Origin of the sequence: Pseudomonas sp. RSB 5.4, assembly GCF_037126175.1 — a bacterium.
Taxonomy (GTDB): domain Bacteria; phylum Pseudomonadota; class Gammaproteobacteria; order Pseudomonadales; family Pseudomonadaceae; genus Aquipseudomonas; species Aquipseudomonas fluorescens_H.
Window position 1 is genome coordinate 6,208,988 of the sequence record NZ_CP146986.1, and the last position, 18,738, is coordinate 6,227,725.

At 59.5% G+C, this 18,738-nt stretch carries 20 protein-coding genes and 1 pseudogene; 9 read left to right on the plus strand and 12 right to left on the minus strand.

Features of this window, described 5'->3' with window-relative positions; translation table 11 throughout:
• The first annotated feature begins 403 nt into the window (after window positions 1–403).
• Window positions 404–705 (plus strand): annotated as a pseudogene (locus V9L13_RS28055) (hypothetical protein).
• Between the two features lie 76 nt (window positions 706–781).
• Here the strand turns inward: V9L13_RS28055 and V9L13_RS28060 are convergent.
• Window positions 782–1,516, minus strand: coding sequence for a thioredoxin family protein (locus V9L13_RS28060; protein ID WP_338801084.1), 735 nt, complete (start codon window positions 1,514–1,516; stop codon window positions 782–784).
• Between the two features lie 176 nt (window positions 1,517–1,692).
• Here V9L13_RS28060 and V9L13_RS28065 point away from each other — a divergent pair, with 176 nt between their 5' ends.
• The gene (locus V9L13_RS28065; RefSeq protein WP_003222699.1) at window positions 1,693–2,085 is read left to right on the plus strand and encodes a hypothetical protein; all 393 of its coding nucleotides are present in this window, start codon (window positions 1,693–1,695) and stop codon (window positions 2,083–2,085) included.
• A gap of 113 nt (window positions 2,086–2,198) precedes the next feature.
• Here V9L13_RS28065 and V9L13_RS28070 read toward each other — a convergent pair whose 3' ends face one another.
• The 3 genes from V9L13_RS28070 to V9L13_RS28080 all read right to left on the minus strand — a co-directional run bounded on the left by V9L13_RS28070 (window position 2,199) and on the right by V9L13_RS28080 (window position 4,255).
• Window positions 2,199–3,068 carry a DUF6279 family lipoprotein gene (locus V9L13_RS28070; protein ID WP_338801085.1) on the minus strand — a complete coding sequence of 290 codons (870 nt, stop codon included), beginning with the start codon at window positions 3,066–3,068 and terminating at the stop codon, window positions 2,199–2,201.
• 71 nt (window positions 3,069–3,139) lie between these two features.
• Window positions 3,140–3,859 (minus strand): TorF family putative porin, encoded by a 720-nt coding sequence (locus V9L13_RS28075; RefSeq protein WP_338801086.1) that lies wholly within the window; start codon window positions 3,857–3,859, stop codon window positions 3,140–3,142.
• Window positions 3,860–4,066: 207 nt separating this feature from the next.
• Window positions 4,067–4,255, minus strand: coding sequence for a hypothetical protein (locus V9L13_RS28080; RefSeq protein WP_016985943.1), 189 nt, complete (start codon window positions 4,253–4,255; stop codon window positions 4,067–4,069).
• Between the two features lie 350 nt (window positions 4,256–4,605).
• Between V9L13_RS28080 and V9L13_RS28085 the strand changes: the two genes are divergently transcribed.
• The 3 genes from V9L13_RS28085 to V9L13_RS28095 all read left to right on the plus strand — a co-directional run bounded on the left by V9L13_RS28085 (window position 4,606) and on the right by V9L13_RS28095 (window position 7,066).
• On the plus strand, window positions 4,606–5,442 hold the full coding sequence (locus V9L13_RS28085; protein ID WP_003222709.1) for a S1-like domain-containing RNA-binding protein: 837 nt from the start codon (window positions 4,606–4,608) through the stop codon (window positions 5,440–5,442).
• Between the two features lie 45 nt (window positions 5,443–5,487).
• On the plus strand, window positions 5,488–5,892 hold the full coding sequence (locus tag V9L13_RS28090) for a DUF2177 family protein (protein WP_103521471.1): 405 nt from the start codon (window positions 5,488–5,490) through the stop codon (window positions 5,890–5,892).
• Between the two features lie 241 nt (window positions 5,893–6,133).
• On the plus strand, window positions 6,134–7,066 hold the full coding sequence (locus V9L13_RS28095) for a DMT family transporter (protein WP_103486557.1): 933 nt from the start codon (window positions 6,134–6,136) through the stop codon (window positions 7,064–7,066).
• On the opposite strand, the gene V9L13_RS28100 is transcribed toward V9L13_RS28095, so the two are convergent.
• Entirely contained in the window at window positions 7,011–8,192 is a 1,182-nt protein-coding gene (locus V9L13_RS28100) for an MFS transporter (protein WP_338801087.1), read from the minus strand. The genes V9L13_RS28095 and V9L13_RS28100 overlap by 56 nt on opposite strands.
• 104 nt (window positions 8,193–8,296) lie before the next feature.
• On the opposite strand from V9L13_RS28100, the gene V9L13_RS28105 reads away from it, so the two are divergent.
• Both V9L13_RS28105 and V9L13_RS28110 read left to right on the plus strand, forming a co-directional pair.
• Window positions 8,297–9,190, plus strand: a complete 894-nt coding sequence (locus tag V9L13_RS28105) for a LysR substrate-binding domain-containing protein (protein ID WP_338801088.1) — start codon at window positions 8,297–8,299, stop codon at window positions 9,188–9,190.
• Window positions 9,191–9,332: 142 nt separating this feature from the next.
• Window positions 9,333–9,461: a PA1414 family protein gene (locus tag V9L13_RS28110; RefSeq protein WP_007914492.1), complete on the plus strand. Its 129-nt coding sequence runs from the start codon at window positions 9,333–9,335 to the stop codon at window positions 9,459–9,461.
• A 203-nt stretch (window positions 9,462–9,664) separates the two neighbouring features.
• Here the strand turns inward: V9L13_RS28110 and V9L13_RS28115 are convergent, their stop codons facing one another.
• The 6 genes from V9L13_RS28115 to speB form a co-directional block, all read right to left on the minus strand.
• Entirely contained in the window at window positions 9,665–9,913 is a 249-nt protein-coding gene (locus V9L13_RS28115; protein ID WP_003222713.1) for a hypothetical protein, read from the minus strand.
• A gap of 42 nt (window positions 9,914–9,955) precedes the next feature.
• On the minus strand, window positions 9,956–10,681 hold the full coding sequence (locus V9L13_RS28120) for an MBL fold metallo-hydrolase (RefSeq protein ID WP_338801089.1): 726 nt from the start codon (window positions 10,679–10,681) through the stop codon (window positions 9,956–9,958).
• An 86-nt stretch (window positions 10,682–10,767) separates the two neighbouring features.
• Window positions 10,768–12,147, minus strand: coding sequence for a sodium:solute symporter (locus V9L13_RS28125; protein ID WP_338801090.1), 1,380 nt, complete (start codon window positions 12,145–12,147; stop codon window positions 10,768–10,770).
• A 150-nt stretch (window positions 12,148–12,297) separates the two neighbouring features.
• The gene (locus tag V9L13_RS28130; RefSeq protein ID WP_103521712.1) at window positions 12,298–13,806 is read right to left on the minus strand and encodes a cytosine permease; all 1,509 of its coding nucleotides are present in this window, start codon (window positions 13,804–13,806) and stop codon (window positions 12,298–12,300) included.
• A gap of 55 nt (window positions 13,807–13,861) precedes the next feature.
• Window positions 13,862–14,284: a nuclear transport factor 2 family protein gene (locus V9L13_RS28135; RefSeq protein WP_003222716.1), complete on the minus strand. Its 423-nt coding sequence runs from the start codon at window positions 14,282–14,284 to the stop codon at window positions 13,862–13,864.
• A gap of 10 nt (window positions 14,285–14,294) precedes the next feature.
• Window positions 14,295–15,245 carry an agmatinase gene (gene speB, locus V9L13_RS28140; protein WP_003222717.1) on the minus strand — a complete coding sequence of 317 codons (951 nt, stop codon included), beginning with the start codon at window positions 15,243–15,245 and terminating at the stop codon, window positions 14,295–14,297.
• Window positions 15,246–15,637: 392 nt separating this feature from the next.
• Between speB and V9L13_RS28145 the strand changes: the two genes are divergently transcribed.
• Together V9L13_RS28145 and V9L13_RS28150 are read left to right on the plus strand one after the other, a co-directional pair.
• Window positions 15,638–16,531 (plus strand): LysR family transcriptional regulator, encoded by an 894-nt coding sequence (locus tag V9L13_RS28145; RefSeq protein ID WP_007956593.1) that lies wholly within the window; start codon window positions 15,638–15,640, stop codon window positions 16,529–16,531.
• Between the two features lie 5 nt (window positions 16,532–16,536).
• Window positions 16,537–17,130 (plus strand): DTW domain-containing protein, encoded by a 594-nt coding sequence (locus tag V9L13_RS28150; protein ID WP_338801091.1) that lies wholly within the window; start codon window positions 16,537–16,539, stop codon window positions 17,128–17,130.
• 120 nt (window positions 17,131–17,250) lie between these two features.
• Here the strand turns inward: V9L13_RS28150 and V9L13_RS28155 are convergent, their stop codons facing one another.
• Window positions 17,251–18,609, minus strand: coding sequence for an HlyD family type I secretion periplasmic adaptor subunit (locus tag V9L13_RS28155; protein ID WP_003222719.1), 1,359 nt, complete (start codon window positions 18,607–18,609; stop codon window positions 17,251–17,253).
• Window positions 18,610–18,738 lie beyond the last annotated feature (129 nt).

Genomic DNA, 18,738 nt, shown 5'->3' on the forward strand with positions numbered 1-18,738 from the left:
AACTTGGTCTATCCCTTAGGCCCTTAGGCATCATGACAGTTGGAAATGAAGAAGGCCATCTCCTGAATGTTATTGCTCGGGGTAAGCTAACAGATTTATTTTGGCAGGTAGAAGATAAAATATCTTACCAAAAAATAAATCTGTCCCCTTTGACGCCCTTTGACGCCCTTTGACGCCAGGACAAGAATTTCAACAATTCAGCCTACAAAGTGTTCTATGAGAATAGAGTGAAGGAAGCCCTAGATGATCCTGCCCGAACGGTAGGGCCTACTACGGTCAGGTTTGAGCGTGCAGATCCCGGTTCAGTGCGCCCTGATTCGTTAGTATTGACGTACGTTATTGACGGTAAACCCAAAACCGTGACATTTAAAAATGAACCTCATCAAATTCCGGAGGTAATAGAGTGATTACAGAAGACTTCGAACTCGTTAAATCAATTTTCGAGCTGGTAGAGAACGGAGTTGTTCACGGTTATGACGCCTTTCGATACAGCGTTGAGTGGGGGGGAACTATATGGAGGCCGACCTCGCTGTAGAAAAAAATGGCTCAGAAACTTGGGACGCTGAAACTGATTTCAATAACTCGAAAATCTATGCGCTTGTAGAAAAATTACACGAGAATGCGGTCACTCGCGGCGAGCCATGGAAGTCGTTTGTCCTGTCTTATCGCGAAGGCGAACAAGTCAAAACGAAATTCAACTACTAAACGGTGATGCGTATTCCAGGCATCCAGGATGCAGCGGGCGGTATTGCCGGCCGCTGCCTTTCCTTTGATTTGCTGATTATCTCTGGTGGCAGCAACTCGAGGCTTTTTCATGTTCATACCGATCATGATGCCGCACCCACTCCATGATCTCGTCCTCATTCCTGCCCTTGGGCGTGAGGTCGAGGTAGTTGTAGGCAACGACCAGCATGTCCAGACCGCGGGCATAGGTTGAGTAGGTGTGGAAAATGTCGCCCTTTGCATCACGATAAAACGCACTCAGCCCCGGCATTTCTTCCTCGGCACTGTCAGTCTTTTCGTAGTTGTACGTAGCCTTTCCTGCAGCGACATCTTCAGCGCGGGCACACACGCCAAAGTCGTAGTTGAAATCGGAACCGTCTGACGAGACCCAGTCGAATTTCCAGCCCATGCGCAGCTTGAAGGCCTGAAACTGCTCAAACGGGGCGTGGGAGACCGCGACCATGGCGATGTCGTGGTGGGCCAGGTGCAGATTGGCGCCGTCGATGTGGTCGGACAGGAACGAGCAACCCTGACAGCCTTCCTCCCAGTCCTTGGCAAACATGAAGTGGTAAACGATCAACTGGCTGCGATTGCCGAACAGGTCGGCCAGTTTCAGCTCGCCGTGTGAGCCGTGAAATCGGTAGTCCTTGTCGACTTTGACCCAGGGCAACGCGCGGCGTTTGGCGCTGAGGCGATCGCGTTCCTTGGTGAAGGCCTTTTCGTCGGCCAGATGCTGTTTGCGCGCAGCGAGCCATTCTTCTCGCGATACCACCGGATGATTCTCAACGTTCATGATGATTTCTCCTGCGGGGGTTGAAACCGTCTTTGTCAGACTAGTCGTTTAACACACGATCAATTCGACAGACCGCCGGTCGGTCGCGGCGTGAAATGCGGCTGAACGGCGGCGACAGGCACCGGTCACAACCTATGACAGCGCCCCAAATCACGCGCACCGGAGGTTGAATCAGGATGACGACTTATAACTGGGATTTGATTGAACGCTTGCTGCATGAAGTGCAGAACAGTGCAGGCGAAAGTTTCGCGCCGCGAAAATATGCCGAGGACTATGCGGCGCAGAAAGCCAGTGCAGGCGAGCCGATCGAGAATCTGGATCACCTGAAAACGCTGGCCTGCGAATATGAAGGCTTGTTGCTCGATCGTGGATTTATCGAACCGCGCCCGGATCATATGGGCAGTACCGGCAGCAATTTCATTCTGACGCCACGCGGATCAAGCCTGCTGAGCCTGATCGACAGCAGCATTCCCGGAAATGATCATCCGCGGCAGGTGCTGGACGAGCAGGAAGATGCGCTGGATGAGGCGACGTTTGATGAGGTGGCTTCCAAGGCGCAGATTGCCTGATAGTCTTTTGTGGGAGCGGGCTTGCTCGCGAATGCGGTGTATCAGACACATAAATGGTGAATGATCCACCGCATTCGCGAGCAAGCCCGCTCCCACATTGGATTGGCATCCTATTAAGGTTTTTTTGCAGCCTTCAGGCACTTCAGGTCATTGAAGTCTTTACGCACCCCTTCGATTTTCTTGAGCAACCGCTGACGCTGCTGCGGCGTGCTCTGCGCCATCAAATCAACCGCCAGCGAGCGCGCCTGTGCTTCGGTGTTGGCGTAAGCTTTCTGGTAATCCGCTGTCCATAAACGCTCGCGATTGACCAGAAGTGTCTCGATCTGTTGTGGGAATTCCGGACTTTTACGCTGGGCAACGGCCGCGCTGAACTGTTGCTGCCAGTGCGCGCGGTTGGCGATCCATTGGGTGTTCTGCTCGCCCAGCGCGGTTGACCAGGCCATCACCCGTTGTTCCTGAGTGACGCTCAACGGGCCAAGCCAGTCGGTGAGGCGCTTGTCCATGCGTGCAGCGCGTTCGGCAATCTGTTGCGCCAGCGGCGGTTTGACGTATTCCTTCTCACGTTTGCGCAGGTCCTTGGCGAACGCGTCGTTCATTTCCGCGACCTGTTTATCGTCCAGCCCTTGCAGCAGTTCGATGGCCGATGGCGTGATCTGGCGTGCGGTTTCGGCGATGGCTTTTTTCGCTTCTACGGTTCGCGCTTGCAGTGCCGCGTCTGTCACCTGATTGGTTTCAACCATCGCTTGCAAGCGATCCAGCCAGTCGAGGTAGCCCGGCAATTGCGTGGTGCAGTGCCAGTTCAGGTGCTCCTTGAGGCGATCGTTGAACCAGTCTTTTTGCTCGCTGGTCATGTCCAGATAGTCGCCAAGCGTCCATGGAATGATCACGTCGAGATTGCGGTAGGCCAGGCCGACGCGACTGCAGCCGCCGAGGGCGAGGGTGAAGATCAGCAGGGTGGCGAGGTGTTTGAACCAGCGAGACATGAGCGAATCCTTGCGAGAGCCAGGCGTCTGATTCTTATGTGAACGCGGGAGGCTGCCGGCAGTTCAGCCGATCAATAGAACGCGCGTTCGGCCTTGAGCGTGACCAGCCCGTCGCACTCGCTGTTTTGCCCGGAGTAAGCCGAGCAATCGCTGCCGCTGAGGTTGGAGTTGCTGTAGATCAGGTCGAGATCGACGCCCATGAACGGCCGGGAAAATTTCACCGACCAATCGGTAAAACTGCTGACATAACCACCGTCCACCGACACGGGCGTGTTCAGTTGGTGGGTGGTGTATTTCATGCTGATCCCGATGCCGAACGGCTGATTGCCGCCGAGGTCGGCGAACAGCGTGTTGTTCTGTTTGTCCGGGTCATTGCTCACGGCGACGCCGAAGCGGCTGCCGAGCAGGGTCAGGCCGCCGAACAGCTCCTGGCTGTCGAGGGTGTCTACTTTGGGATAACTGTAGTGGATCATCCCGACTTCATAGCCGAGGGTCTGATCGAAAGGTTGTTTGAAGCCGACGTAGGAGTCGATTTCGAGGTTCTTGCCCGGTGTGAGGCCCATGCTCGGTGCGTACTGGCCGACATACAGGCCGCTGTCGTGGCTGAGGTCGAGGCCGCCGTGGAACGAGCCGACTACCGCCGGCTTGACCAGGCCTTGGGCCATGCTGCGGCTGGGCGTGGTGCCGAGTTTGAGGTCGAAGTCGCCGAGCTCGCGCTGGAAAATCTGCGCGTGCGCAGTCGAGCAGACCAGCAGGCCTACCAGCAGTAAACAGGAAGTGGGTTTGAGCATGCGTCACTCCATGAACAGCGAGGGCAAGGCATTGAGCCTGCTGAAACGCTTGATCCAGACGCGTGCAAGGATACCGGCGAATGCTCGGCGATGATGGCCGTTCGTCGATTTTCAAAAGATTGGTTAACAGAATGGAGGGTATTGCGCGGGTGCCAGTCCAGACGCTTCGAAACTCAAAGCGCCTCAGGACGGGTGTATTACCGGGTGTTACTTCTTGCCCAGGCTGATCTGCTTGGACGGACCGAACGTCTGGCCGCTGACGCCTTTGGCAATTTGCTGGATTTCGCCGCCGGACTTGAGGAACGCTGCGATTTGATCGTTGATCGATTCGCTGGTTTCAACGGCTGGAGCTGGCTTTGCTTTGCTGGTGGATGCTTTTACACGCATGGCGGCCATTAACCTGTAGAAAAGTAACTCGGCCAGGCATCGTACAGGAATAACTTGACAATTGCTTGATAAATATCCCCGGGAATAACTGGGCGCGTGGGTGGATTATTCTCGATTAATTATTCGAAATATCCACCTAAGCCACTGTTTTAAATAAGAACATTTATTTGCCATCAGTGAAAACATCCTGCGCGAAATGGCGCGGCCGGTGCTGCGCTGGTCAGACGAGTGGCAGCCCGACCGTGCGAGACCCAGGAAAATCAAGGTGTCCCGTGGATTTTCTCGAGCGGGTTGCTCAGCCAGCGAACGAAACCGGTAAAACCGGGTAGAATGCCGCCACGCAATGAGGGTTTTGGAAAATGGCTTTAGTCGGGCGTTACAACAGTTTGCAAGTGGTTAAACACACTAACTTCGGTTTATATCTGGACGGCGGTGCGGACGGCGAAATTCTTTTGCCTAACCGTTATATCCCTAAAGATATTCCCAGCGAAGATGAAGACTGGCTCAACGTTTTTATTTATCTGGACAGCGATGACAAACTTATCGCTACCACTGAAAAACCAAAAGTTCAGGTCGGCGAATTTGCCAGTCTGAAAGTTGTTGAAATCAACAGCATCGGCGTGTTCCTCGATTGGGGTCTGCCGAAGGATCTGTTGCTGCCGTATTCCGAAGAGAAGCGGCAGATGACCGCTGGTGAATATTGCGTGGTGCACGTCTACCTCGACAAACACACCCGCCGCATCACCGCGACCGCACGTCTGGATCGCTACCTCGACAAGACCCCGGCCAACTACAGCGCCGGGCAGGAAGTTGATCTGCTGGTGGCTGAAGCCACCGACATGGGCTTCAAGGCGATCATCAACAACAAGCACTGGGGCTTGATCCACAAGAATGAAATCTTCAAGTTCATGCGTTCCGGCATGCGCGAGAAGGGTTACATCAAGGAAGTGCGCGCCGACGGCAAGATCAGCCTCAGCCTGCAACCGGTGGGTCAGGAAGCGGCCAGCAGCCTGAGCTCGAAGATCCTCGCCAAGTTGCGCGAAAGCAACGGCACGCTGGCCATCAGCGACAAGAGCGATCCGGCGCTGATCAGCAGCATGTTCGGGGTCAGCAAGGGCAACTTCAAGAAGGCCATTGGTTCGCTGTACAAGGAAGGCAAGATCGTCATTCACGCCGATCGCATTGAACTAACCTGAGCCTCGCGTAGCCCATGTTGCATGGGCTCACTTGAGGTCGGTTAAATGAAAAAAGCGTTGATTGCCTATGGCGCCACACTGGTGGCGTTTCTGTTGCTCGATGGCATCTGGCTCGGCGTATTGATGGCGCCAACCTACCGCGAGCTGCTCGGTTCGCTGATGCTCGAAAAACCGCTGCTGTTACCGGCAGCGGTTTTTTATTGCCTGTATGTTTTCGGTTGTGTGCAGTTTGTGGTGTTGCCGGCGCTGAGCTGGCAACGCGCGGCACGCATGGGCGCGTTGTTGGGGCTGGTGGCGTACGGCACTTATGACTTGACCAACTGGGCGACATTGCGCGGGTGGTCGGTGCAGGTGAGCTTGATGGATTGGGCGTGGGGGGCGTTTGCGACGGCTGTTGCCTGCACGGTCGGTTTCCTGGCTGCGAAGCGATTTGTGAGGTCAGCTGGGTAATCCTGGTTGTCTGGGCCGACGCGTTCGCGAGCAAGCCCGCTCCCACAGGGGGAATGCGTTCTAATGTGGGAGCGGGCTTGCTCGCGAATGGCGGCGCAGCCGACAGCCATTCACCGCTGACGTTACTGACGCAGACAAAGTCTTTTTCAGACGGCTTTTTCTGCCCGAGTGATTGATAATCCCCGACACAGATTTTCGACCAGCGGATGGCTGCCATGTTGTGTGTGTTCGAGGTGTTGCGGTGAGTGTCGAGCGGCGCAATGCCGACGGTTTTGCCCTGCAGGTGATGATCGGCCTGTGCCTGATCTGGGGCGTGCAGCAAGTGATGATCAAGTGGGCCGCGCCGGACATCGCGCCGGTGATGCAGGCGGCCGGGCGTTCGGGGATTTCCGCGTTGCTGGTGGGTTTGCTGCTGTGCTGGAAGGGTGGTTGGGATCAGGTCGGCAACACCTGGCGCGGCGGACTGCTGGCCGGTGCGTTGTTCGGTCTGGAGTTCTTCTTCATCGCCGAAGGCCTGCAGTTGACCACTGCCGCGCACATGTCGGTGTTCCTCTACACCGCGCCGATTTTCACTGCATTGGGTGTGCATTTCCTGTTGGCCAGCGAGCGTCTGCGCCCGTTGCAATGGCTGGGGATTCTGCTCGCGTTCATCGGTATCGCGATTGCCTTCGCTGGCGGCGTGTCGTGGGACAACCTCGACCGGCGCATGCTGCTGGGCGATGCGTTCGGGGTCATTGCCGGTGCCTGCTGGGGCGCGACCACTGTGGTGGTGCGCGCTTCGCGGCTATCGGAAGCGCCGGTGACCTTGACCTTGTTTTATCAATTGATCGTCGGCTTCGTCGGCCTGCTGTTGATCGCGCTGTTCAGCGGCCAGATCACTCACGTCAGCCTGACCACCGTGGCGGTGGCCAGCGTGTTGTTCCAGGGTCTGGTGGTGTCGTTCTTCAGTTACCTGACCTGGTTTTGGCTGCTGCGACGCTATCTGGCGGCCAATCTGGCGGTGTTTTCGTTCATGACGCCGCTGTTCGGTGTCACCTTTGGCGTGGTGCTGCTGGGTGAAGAATTGAGCATTAACTTCGTCATCGGCGCGGTGCTGGTGTTGCTCGGCATCACCTTTGTCAGCGCTGAGCAGTGGGTGCGTCGGCGTTTGCGCAAAGCCCTCGGCCAGCACTGACCGATTGCAGCGCCAGCCCGCCGGCAATCAGCAGACCGCTGCCGGCAATGATCAGCGCCGGTTGCAGACCGCCGCTGAAATGGCTGCTCAGTGCCGCGAGCAACGGGCCGCTGAGCTGGCCGACGGCGAAGCACGCGGTCAGCAGCCCGGCGTTGCGTTGGGTGGTGTGGGGCGCCAGTTCTCGCGAACGTTGCATCACCAGTTGCATGCAGGCCAGAAACGGCATGCCGCACAACATCACCCCCAGCGCCAGGCCATAACCGCTGCCCAACAGACAGGCGAAGACCCCGAGCGCCTGCAACCACAGGGTGGCGGTCAGCCAGTGCCGTGTGGTGTTCGGGTCGTGGCGACGCAGACTCACCAGCAATACGCCGATGGCGGCGCCGAGGCCGAAGCACGGCCAGAACAGATCGGCCTGCCATTGCCCATGAAACTGCGCGTTGGCCATCTGCGAGAGGAACGTCGCCGGAATGATGTAACCCACGCCGTACAGCGCATACACCGCCGCCAGTCGCGGGATGCCGCGATTCGCATGGCTGACGTTGAGGGTGGCGACCGGCGTGTGCTCGCCCGGTTGCGGCAGGATCCGCACGATCCTCAACAACATCACCAATGCCACGGCGGCATAGATCAGCCACAACGTAGCAGACGTCTGGTTCAGCAGATGTGAGAACAGCGCCAGCAACCCTGTAAGAAAAATCCCCAGCCCCGGACCGGCGAACACCAGCGCACCCAGTCGTGGCCGGCCTGCCGCCGCTGCCAGTGGTTGACTCAGCGCCGTGATCATCACCAGCACCCAGGCACTCGCCACCCCGGTGCCGAAGCGCAGCAACAAGTGCGCCCAGAAGCCGTTGGCCCAGAACGACGCCAGGGTCAGCAGCACGCACAGCCACAACCCGCCATGCAACCGGCGCTGCACTTGCTGCGGACGGTGGGCGAACATCGCATCCACCGCGCCCAGCAGATAGCCGAAGTAGTTGGCCGCGGCAATCAGACCGGCGGCCGTCAGGTCGACCTGGCCTTCGCTGAGCAGGTGCGGCAGTTGCGGGGTGAGGGCGAAACGCCCGATGCCCATGGCCATCATCAGGGCGACGAAGCAGGCGGATAAGCGAATCAGTGGCGACATGGTCGGGATTCCTTTGGAGGAGCAATGACCGTCAGGCTAGAACCGATTGACTTTCTTTAAAATTGAATAATAGTGAGTAACTTGTTCTGTAATGGAGAATGGTTGTGGAATTCAGCCAATTGCGGATCTTTCAGGCAGTGGCCGAGGAAGGTTCGATCACCCGCGCCGCCGAGCGTCTGCACCGGGTGCCATCCAACCTGTCGACCCGGCTCAAACAGCTGGAAGAGCAATTGGGTGTCGAACTGTTCGTCCGCGAGCGTCAGCGTTTGCAGTTATCGCCTGCGGGAAAAGTCCTGCTGGACTACACCGGCAAACTGTTCGCCCTGCGCGATCAGGCCAGTGCGGCGGTGATGGGCGGGCAACCGGCCGGGGATTTCGTCCTCGGCACGCTCTACAGCACCGCAGCGATCCATTTGCCGGCGCTGTTGGCGCGCTATCACAAGCAATACCCGGCGGTGAATCTGCAAGTGCAGTCCGGGCCCAGCGGTGAGTTGCTTGAAGGCCTGGTCTCCGGGCGTCTCGATGCGGCGCTGGTGGACGGTCCGCCGCAACTGGCCGGTATCGACGGCGTGCCGCTGTGTGACGAGCGTCTGGTGCTGATCAGCGAAGCCGATCACCCGCCGATCCGCAGCGCCAAAGAGGTCGAGGGCAGGGCGGTGTTCACTTTCCGCCATGGCTGCGCCTATCGCGCGCGACTGGAGGCGTGGTTTGTCCACTATCAGGCGGCGATGGGCCGGGCGATGGAGATCGAGTCGTATCAGGGCATGCTCGCCTGTGTGATTGCCGGCAGCGGCGTGGCGCTGATGTCGGAGTCGATGCTGGCCAGTCTGCCCGGGCGCGAAAGTGTCGCGGTGCACCCGTTGGCCGAGCCGTTTGCCAGTGCGACAACATGGCTCATGTGGCGCAAGGGCATGGTCGGGGCCAACCTCAATGCCTGGATTGAACAGCAGCAAGCGCTCTATCCCGTGGTATCCAGTGAAACCCGGCAGACGGCGTGAACCAATCGATCCGAATTCTGTTCAATTCAGTAACAGATCATTGCGGATTTGGCCGAGCATTGCGTAGGACTTAGGACTATTATCAGTGCGAAGCGGCCTCAGAATTCCGGCCGCTCAGCACTACCCTGAAGGGGGCATGACGATGAAAGAGAAAATTCAGAACTGGCTGCACGATTTGGGTGTTGCCCTCGGCTTGATCGAACCGCCTCTGCAACCCGTACCGATCCGCACCGATGACGAACAGCGCCGGCGTCAGCAGCGTCGGCGGTAAGTACGACTCAATGTGAGTGACGCTTGTTGTGGCGAGGGAGCTTGCTCCCGCTCGGCTGCGCAGCAGTCGTAAGGTTCACTGAACAAGGTCCGTCTGGCACAACCGGGCTGAATGTTGTTGGGGCTGCTTCGCAGCCCAGCGGGAGCAAGCTCCCTCGCCACAGGGTTTCAGCTCACCCTGATGGTTGTATTTTGCAAACCCTCTCAATGCCTTCCAATCTCTAGCAAAAATCGACTCAGGTCATTCGCGGTCTTCGCGGTCTTGAGCATGTGATCCTCTTCGGCGGTGAACGCCGTCAGTCCGAACTCATCTTCCAGATGAAAGATCAGATCCTCGATATCTGCCTTCTCCAGCCCTAATTGCACCAGGCTGGTGTCGTCGTTGAATTCGCGGGAGTCCAGCAGGCGCTGAATGTATCGGTGCACGGCAGCACGCACGGCAGCTCTTCTCATGGCAGACAGTTTCGTTGTTGTTTTGACTGATTACAGCAGGCCTCAAGCGTGTCGGCGCAGCCATTCGTCAATCATCGAACGTAAATGCGCGCCGGAAAAACTGCCGAAATGCCCGCCATGCACCGTGCGGATCGGCAGCGCATGCAAGCGCCGCAGACTGGCGGCGTAGTCATCGAGATTGGAGTGGTAGGCATCTTCGATCAACGGCCCGTCGTAGATGATGTCACCGCTGAACAGGGTTTCCGTCGCTGCTTCATACAGGCTGATCCCGCCCGGCGAATGCCCCGGCGTATGCAGCACTTGCAGCGTGCGGTTGCCCAGATCCAGCACGTCGCCATCCTCGACAAACCCGGTGGCCGGTGCAGCCTGGACCCGGTATTCGGCGTAGCACAGCGGACAGTCCGGATGCGCGTCGAACATGTCATCGCCGACGAAGGCGCGGCTCAGGTCGTTCTCACCATCCGGCGCGGCAAGAATGTCGGCCTCGGCGCGATGCACCAGGCGTTCGGCGAATTCGTGATGCCCGGCGATGTGGTCGAAGTGGCAGTGACTGGCAACAGCCACCAGCGGCCGTTCGGTGATCCACGGCAATTGCTCGCGCAGGCTGACCAATCCCGAACCGCTATCCAGCAACAAGTCTTTGTCGCGGCCCTGAACATGCCACAGGTTGCAGCGGTAGAACGGTCGAATATACGGTTCATGGATCAGCCGGATGCCATCGCTCAAATTCAGAACCTCAAACCACTGATCGCGCGAAACGATCTTCATAAGCCATTTTCTCCAGACGTAAAAAAACGGGTGTGGCAACCGACGCCACACCCGTCGAAGAAAGCATCAAGTCGTTACATCAGAGCTTAGATCGCACTCGCCACCGTCGCCGGGCGAGGGGAGACCAGGCTGACCACCACAAAACTCACCAGACCTACCGCAAGGCTGTAGTAGATCGGCGTGTTCGCATCCAGGCCGTCCTTGAACATGAACAGCAGCGCGGTGGCAAAACCCAGGCCCATGCTGGCGATGGCGCCGGCGGTGGTCGCACGTTTCCAGAAAATTGCACCGATCAGCGGGATCAGCATGCCGCCCACCAACAGGTTGTAGGCCAGGGTCAGGGCGCTGATCACGTCATTCACCACCAGCGCGATGCCGAGTACCACGACACCAGTCAGCAAGGTGAACAGGCGGTTGATCGTCAGGCTCGACTGTTTACCGCCACGCAGTTTCGGCAGCAGGTCTTCAGTCAAGGTGGTGGCGGCGGCGAGCAGGCCGGCGCTGGCGGTGGACATCATCGCTGCCAGAGCTGCGGCGATCACCAGACCACGGATGCCGTCCGGCAGCGACAGTTTGACGATGGCGGCGAAGGCGTTGTTGACGTTGTCCAGATCCGGGATCAGCACGTGCGCAGCCATACCGATCAGCGCGCAGGCCAGGCCGTAGAGGATGCAGTAGATACCGGCGATGCTGCCGGCGTACTGGGCGACTTTGGCGGTCTTGACGGTGAACACCCGTTGCCAGATGTCCTGACCGATCAGGATGCCGAAGAAGTAGATCATGAAGTAGGTGATGATCGTGTCCCAGCCGATGGTGGTGAAGTTGAACGCCGCTGCCGGCAGCTTCAGCACCAGTTCGTCCCAGCCGCCGACGCGGTACAGGCAGATCGGCAACAGGATGAACATCAGGCCCACGGTCTTGATGATGAACTGGACGATGTCGGTCAGGGTCAGCGACCACATGCCGCCGATCGCCGAGTAGATCACCACCACGCCACCGCCGAGCAATACCGAGATCCAGAACGGCAGGCCGAACAGCACTTGCAGCACGGTGCCGATCGCCAGGATCGAGGTCACGCCGATCATCAGCGCGTAGGCCAGCATGATCACCGCGCTCGCCGAGCGGGCCATCGGGTTGTAGCGTTTTTCCAGAACCTGGGTAACGGTGTAGATCTTCAGTTTCAGCAGCGGTTTGGCGAGGAACAGGTTCAGCGCGACGATGCCGCAACCCAGCGCGGCGCACAGCCAGAAACCGGAGATACCGTGCACATAGCCCAGACGCACGGTGCCGACGGTGGATGCACCACCGAGCACGGTCGCGGCCATGGTGCCCATGTACAGGCTTGGGCCCAGGTTACGCCCGGCGACCAGAAAATCCTCGTTGGTCTTGGCCTTGCGCATGCCGTAGTAGCCGAGCAAAAGCATGCCGGCGGCGTAGATGAGGACGACGAATAAATCCAAAGCCATGATGGCGTGTCTCCGATTGTCTTTTTTATGTGAGGCGGAATTCAGTTCCCTGTGGGAGCGAGCTTGCTCGCGAAGGCGGTCTGTCAGTCACTTCAATGTTGAGTGTGCTGAGGTCTTCGCGAGCAAGCTCGCTCCCACAGGGGATTTGCGTCAGGCGGCCTGACGCAGTTCAGGTTTTGTTACGCCTTGGCTGCGGGCATCCGTGGGCCCGAACACTTCGCGCGGTTCCGGGAACAGGCTCAGCAGCGTCAGGTACACCACCGAAGCCAGCCCCAGGGTCACCGGCAGGCTGATGTCGATGCCGCCGGCCATCTCGCCCAGCGGGCCGACGAACTGCCCCGGCAGGTTGACGAAGCACAGGCCGACCGCCGCGCTCGGGATCCACGCGCCCAGACCACGCCAGTTCCAGCCGTGGTTGAACCAGTAGCGTCCACCTTGCTCGCCACGGGTGAACACTTGCAGGTCATCTGGGCAGTAAAAGCCGCGACGCACCAGCAGGCCGATGATCATGATCACCATCCACGGGGTAGTGCAGGTGATGATCAGCACGGCGAAGGTCGACACGCTCTGCACCAGGTTCGCCGCGAAGCGTCCGATGAAGATGAAGGCAATCGACAGCACGCCGATCAGCAACGTTGCCTTGACCCGCGACAGCACCCGTGGGAACACGCTGGACATGTCCAGCCCGGTGCCATACAGCGAGGTGGTGCCGGTGGACATGCCGCCGATCACCGCGATCAGGCACACCGGCAGGAAGAACCAGCTCGGCGATACCGCCAACAGACCACCCACATAGTTGTTCGCCGCGATGTAGTCCGGCGCCTTGATCGCGACGATGGTCGCGGTGCTCAGGCCGAACAGGAACGGGATGAACGTGGCGATCTGCGACAGCACCACAGCGGCCATGATCCGCTGCTTGGACGTGTCACGCGGGATGTAGCGCGACCAGTCGCCGAGGAATGCACCGAAGGAAATCGGGTTGCTCATCGCGACCAGCGCCGCGCCGATGAACGCCGCCCAGAAGCCCGGTTGCCCGAGGTTCACGGTGCCGGCGTAGTTGACGTCGAAAGGACCGGCGAAGGCGAAGATGCCCAGCAGGAACAACAGGCTGGCGCTCCACACCGCGATCTTGTTCACCCACAGCAAAAAGCGGAAGCCGTAGATGCACACGGTCAGCACCAGAATCGCGAACAGACCGTAGGCCAGGCCCAGGGTCAGGTCGGTTTCCGGCAGGCCGATCAGGCGTTTCGCCCCACCGATCAACGCATCCCCCGAACTCCACACCGAGAGCGAGAAAAACGCGATGGCGGTCAACAGCGACAGGAACGAACCGACGATCCGCCCGTGCACGCCGAAGTGCGCCCCGGAGGACACGGCATTGTTGGTGCCGTTGATCGGACCGAACAGGCCCATCGGTGCGAGGATCAGCGAGCCGAGCAGCACGCCCGCCACAATCGCCCAGACGCCGGCCTGAAACGACAGGCCGAACAGCACCGGGAAACTGCCGAGCACGGCGGTGGCAAAGGTGTTCGAACCACCGAAGATCATCCGGAACAAGTCCGTCGGGCCTGCGGTACGTTCGTGGTCCGGGATCTGTTCGACCCCGTGGGTTTCAATTTGCGTAAGGCTTTGGTCGTTGGCTTTGTTGTTGTTATTCATGATCAGCTCCGATCATAAAGGCGCGCTCATCGTGCGTGAGCGTCACCTGTTTTGGCTAAGGGGGTGGCAGCCCTTCCGGCATTGCGGACAAATGTTCATGGCAGGCCAGCCAATGGCCTTGTTGTTCTAGGCTCGACGCTTGTTTCTTGAAAACAATCGTCTCGCGCTCCTGGCTGAAATGTTGCTCCCCTTGCATGCGCAGCTCGGTGGCCACGTCATGGACAAACACCGCCACGTCACCTTGCAGGCTGACGAAAGCGTTGCTCGAAGTGCACGACAACACTTCGAAGCCATCCTCGGCGCGCCAGCTGTCCCACAACGCCTGATAGGCATCGCGCGACAGCAGCGGCTGTTCGAGGGTGTAAAACACGAAACTTGCATCGGCGCTGAACGCGCCGAAATAAGCTTCGCGATCGTTACGAGCGAAGGCGGACACCAGATCGGCAGCCGCTTTCAACACCTGATCACGTTCGTTCATGGCCGAACCCTCAGCGGTGGACCACGCCAGGCAGTACGCAGAGCATTTCGTACAGCAGGTTGGCGGCCAGCAGCGAGGTGTTGCCGGTGGTGTCGTAAGCGGGCGAGACTTCTACCAGATCGCAGCCGATCAGGTCGAGGCCCTGACAGCCGCGAACGATTTCAATCGCCTGAATGGTCGTCAGACCCCCGATTTCCGGGGTGCCGGTGCCAGGCGCCCAGGCCGGGTCGATGCCGTCGATGTCGAAGCTCAGGTACACCGGACCGCCACCGACTTTCTCGCGCACTTCAGCCATCAGCGGTGCCAGCGACTTGTGCCAGCACTCTTCGGCCTGCACTACGCGGAAACCCTGATCGCGGCTCCAGTTGAAGTCGTCAGCGGTGTAGCCCTGCGCGCGAAGACCAATCTGCACCACGCGGTCGCAGTCCAGCAGACCTTCTTCGACGGCGCGACGGAAGGTTGTGCCGTGGGCGATTTTCTCGCCGAACATGTGATCGTTGACGTCAGCGTGGGCATCGATGTGCACCAGACCGACCTTGCCGTGCTTCTTGTGAATCGCCCGCAGGATCGGCAGGGTGATGGTGTGGTCGCCACCCAGGGTCATCGGGATCACGTTGTGCTCGAGGATGTTGTCGTAGGCTTCTTCGATGATGCGTACGGCGTCGAGCAGGTTGAAGGTGTTGATCGCCACGTCACCGATGTCGGCGACCGACAGCGAGTCGAAGGGCGCAGCGCCGGTGGCCATGTTGTACGGGCGGATCATCACCGATTCGGTGCGGATGTCGCGCGGCCCGAAGCGAGTGCCGGGGCGCAGCGAAGTACCGATGTCCAGGGGCACGCCAACGAAGGCAGCGTCCAGGCCGGCAGCGGTCGGTACATGGGGGAGTCGGAGCATGGTGGCGATGCCGCCGAAGCGCGGCATTTCGTTGCCGCCCAGTGGTTGGTGAAGAATCTTGTCCACGGGTAGGGCCTCATCGTCTTTGTTTTATTTATGTCGGCGCGCCGTTGAACACAGGTTCGGGCGCCGCTGTGGGGCCGATTCTGCGAAATGTAGTGCGGGGGAAGAATCGCTACGGGCAAAAACTTAGTTCAGATTTTTCTAAACTAATGTGGGCGGGCGGATTAGACTCTGCGGTTTCGGGATTCATGCCTGGCTGAACATTGCTGCCCTCACCCCAACCCTCTCCCGGAGGGAGAGGGGGCCGACAGAGTTGTCAGCGGAATCTGCATCGACCTGAAAAATCGAGTCGAACTCAGGATTTGAAAGCCCTGGAGATCAGCTCCCTCTCCCTCGGGGAGAGGGCTGGGGTGAGGGGGGCAACAGACAACGCAGTTCCAAAGCCCGGAGTAGACATGGCCAACGCTTTACCCGACCTGAAACTATTGCGCATCTTCGTCAGCGTGGTCCGGCATCAGGGTTTTGCCAATGCGCAGCAGGAACTCAACCTCTCGACCTCGGCGATCAGCACCTACATGAGCCAGCTCGAAGCTGCGCTCGGTCTGGTGCTGTGCCATCGCGGGCGGGGTGGGTTCAGCCTGACCAGCAAGGGCGAGCTGTTCCATCAGGAAACCTTGCGCCTGCTGGCCGAGCTCGAAGGTTTCGAGCAATACGCCGCCGCGCTCAAGGGCGAACTGCGTGGCACGCTGAATCTCGGGGTGATCGACTCCACGGTCAGCGACAAGGCCTTGCCGTTCGCCGAAGCCATCGGCGCCTACAGCCAGGAACACCCGGCGGTGCATTTGCACCTGTCGGTGATGAGCCCTTACGAACTGCAACTCGGCGTGCAGGACAACCGTCTCGATCTGGCCATCGGTGCGTTCTCCACGCGCATGAGCGGTCTGGTCTACATGCCGCTGTACCGCGAGCAGCACTGGCTGTATTGCAGCAGCCGGCATCCGCTGTTCAACGAGCGGCGGATTCCCGAGCAGGTCATCACTCAGCAGCGCATGGTCGGCCGTGGTTACTGGAGTCAGGCGGAGCTGGCGCGCCATGGTTTCAAGCACAGCGCGGCGACCGTGGAAAGTATGGAAGCGCAGCTGATTCTGGTGCTCTCTGGTGCCTACATCGGTTACCTGCCGGAGCACTACGCGCAGGCCTGGGCCGACAAGGGCGACTTGCGCGTGTTACTGCCGGCGACTTTCGGTTATCAGGCGCCGTTCTCGATGATCATGCGCCGGGGCCGCAGCCGCGAGCCGCTGATCCAGACGTTCCGTGATCTGCTTAAAGCGCAGTTGAATCAGGCGTAAAAACCATGTCCAGACCCCAATGCCCGCGCTGCCTGCGCCCACAAACCCATTGCCTGTGCCCGCTGATCCCGAACCTCGACAGCCGCACTCGGGTGTTGCTGTTGCAGCATCCGAGTGAGGTCAATCACGCACTCAACACCGCGCGACTGGCGGCGCTGGGTTTGACCAATGCCGAGTTGATTGTCGGCGAGGTGTTCGAGGATTTACCCGTGCTGCTCAACCGGCCGGGGTATCAGGCGCGGTTGCTGTTTCCCGCCGACGATGCGCAGCCGTTGCAGGCTTATCGCGAGTCTGACCAACCGCTGCTGTTGGTGGTGCCGGACGGCACCTGGCGCAAGGCGCGCAAGATGCTCCATCTCAATCCGTTGCTGGCGGCGTTGCCACGGGTGACGCTGGCCGCAGGCGGGGTGTCGCGCTATCGGTTGCGCAAGGCACCGGGGCCGGGGGCGTTGTCGACGATCGAGGCGATTGTGCAGGCGCTGGAAACCCTTGAAGCGCCGACCACGTTTGCGCCGTTGCTCAAACCGTTCGAGGCGTTGATCGAGGGGCAGATTGCGGCGATGGGGGAGGAGGTTTTTCAGCGTAATCATTCAAAATAATGGGTGTTGGTGCGGGCCTCTTCGCGAGCAAGCCCGCTCCCACAGGGGCATGCATTCCAACTGTGGGAGCGGGCTTGCTCGCGAAGGCGTCGGATCAATCACCGCAACTCTCAACAATGCCTACCGCTCACGCATCGCCTCGGTCCGCGCCTTCAGCACCGGTTTAAGCAGGTAATCCAGCACACTTTTCTCCCCGGTAATAATGTCCACCGTCGCCACCATCCCCGGGATGATCAGCAGCGGTTTAACATCCCCGCCCAAGTGGTTTTTATCGGTGCGCACCTGAATCAGGTAGAAGCTGTTGCCCTTGTCATCGGTGATGGTGTCGGCGCCGATCAGCTCCAGTTTTGCGCTCAGCCCGCCGTAGATCGTGTAGTCGTAGGCGCTGAACTTGACCATGGCTTTCTGGCCCGGATGCAGGAACGCGACGTCTTGCGGACGCACCTTGGCTTCGATCAGCAGGTTGTCTTCCAGCGGCACGATTTCCACCATGTCGCTGCCCGGCTGGACCACGCCGCCGATGGTGTTGACCTTGAGTTGCTTGATCACTCCGTGCACCGGCGAAGTCACGGTGGTGCGGCTGACGCGGTCGTCGATGGCGATGCTCGATGCAGTGATTTTCGACAGGTCGGTGCGTTTCTGATTGAGGTCCTTGGCCGCGTCGGAGCGGAAAGTCTGTTCCGATTCGTCGATCTTGCTCTTGATCTCGTTGATTGCCGATTCGGCGCGAGGGATCGCCAGGGTCGTCGCATTCAGCGAACCGCGAATTTCCACCGCGCTACGTTTCAGTCGCAGGATCTCCACCGGCGACACCGCACCCGTGCCTACCAGCGGCGCCGACATGTTCATCTCTTGCTGCAGCAGCGCCAGGCTGGAGCTGTACTGACCCTGTTTGGAGCGGAACTCCGCCAGCTCCTGGGTCTTTTGCCGCAGCTGTTCGGTGAGGGTGCGTTGCTCACTGGCCAGACGCCGTTGGCGCTGGTCGTACAGCGCGCGCTCGTCTTCGGCGACCTGTGGCGCCTTGGCGATCACCTCGTCAGACAGTTTGAACGGACGGCCCTCGGCTTCGGCGGAGAGGCGCTCGACTTGCGCGGTCAGCGCGTAACGGTCGGCTTCGCTCTCGCCCTTGTTCGACAGAAAACGCGTGTCATCCAGGCGCAACAGCTTGTCGCCCTTGTTCACCATCTGCCCTTCACGCACGAAAATCTCGGTGACGATCCCGCCCTCCAGGTTCTGGATCACCTGAACCTTGCTCGACGGAATCGCCTTGCCTTCGCCCATGGTCACTTCTTCAAGCACGGCGAACTTGGCCCAGACCAGCGCACTGATCAACAGCGCCGCCGCCAGCCACACGGTGATCCGCGACCAGCGCGGCGAATCCTGCAACGCCGCGCCGGCGGTTTCCGGCATGAACTCGGCTTCGGCGCTTTTGCCGAAACTGTTGAAGTAGCCGCGCTCTTTCGAAGATGAAGCTGACATGCGGCGATACCCCTCAATCAAGAGAAACCAAGCCAACGCGAACCTGTGGCGAGGGAGCTTGCTCCCGCTGGGTTGCGCAGCAGCCCCAAAAATCTTGTGGGCGCTGCGCACCCAAGCGGGAGCAAGCTC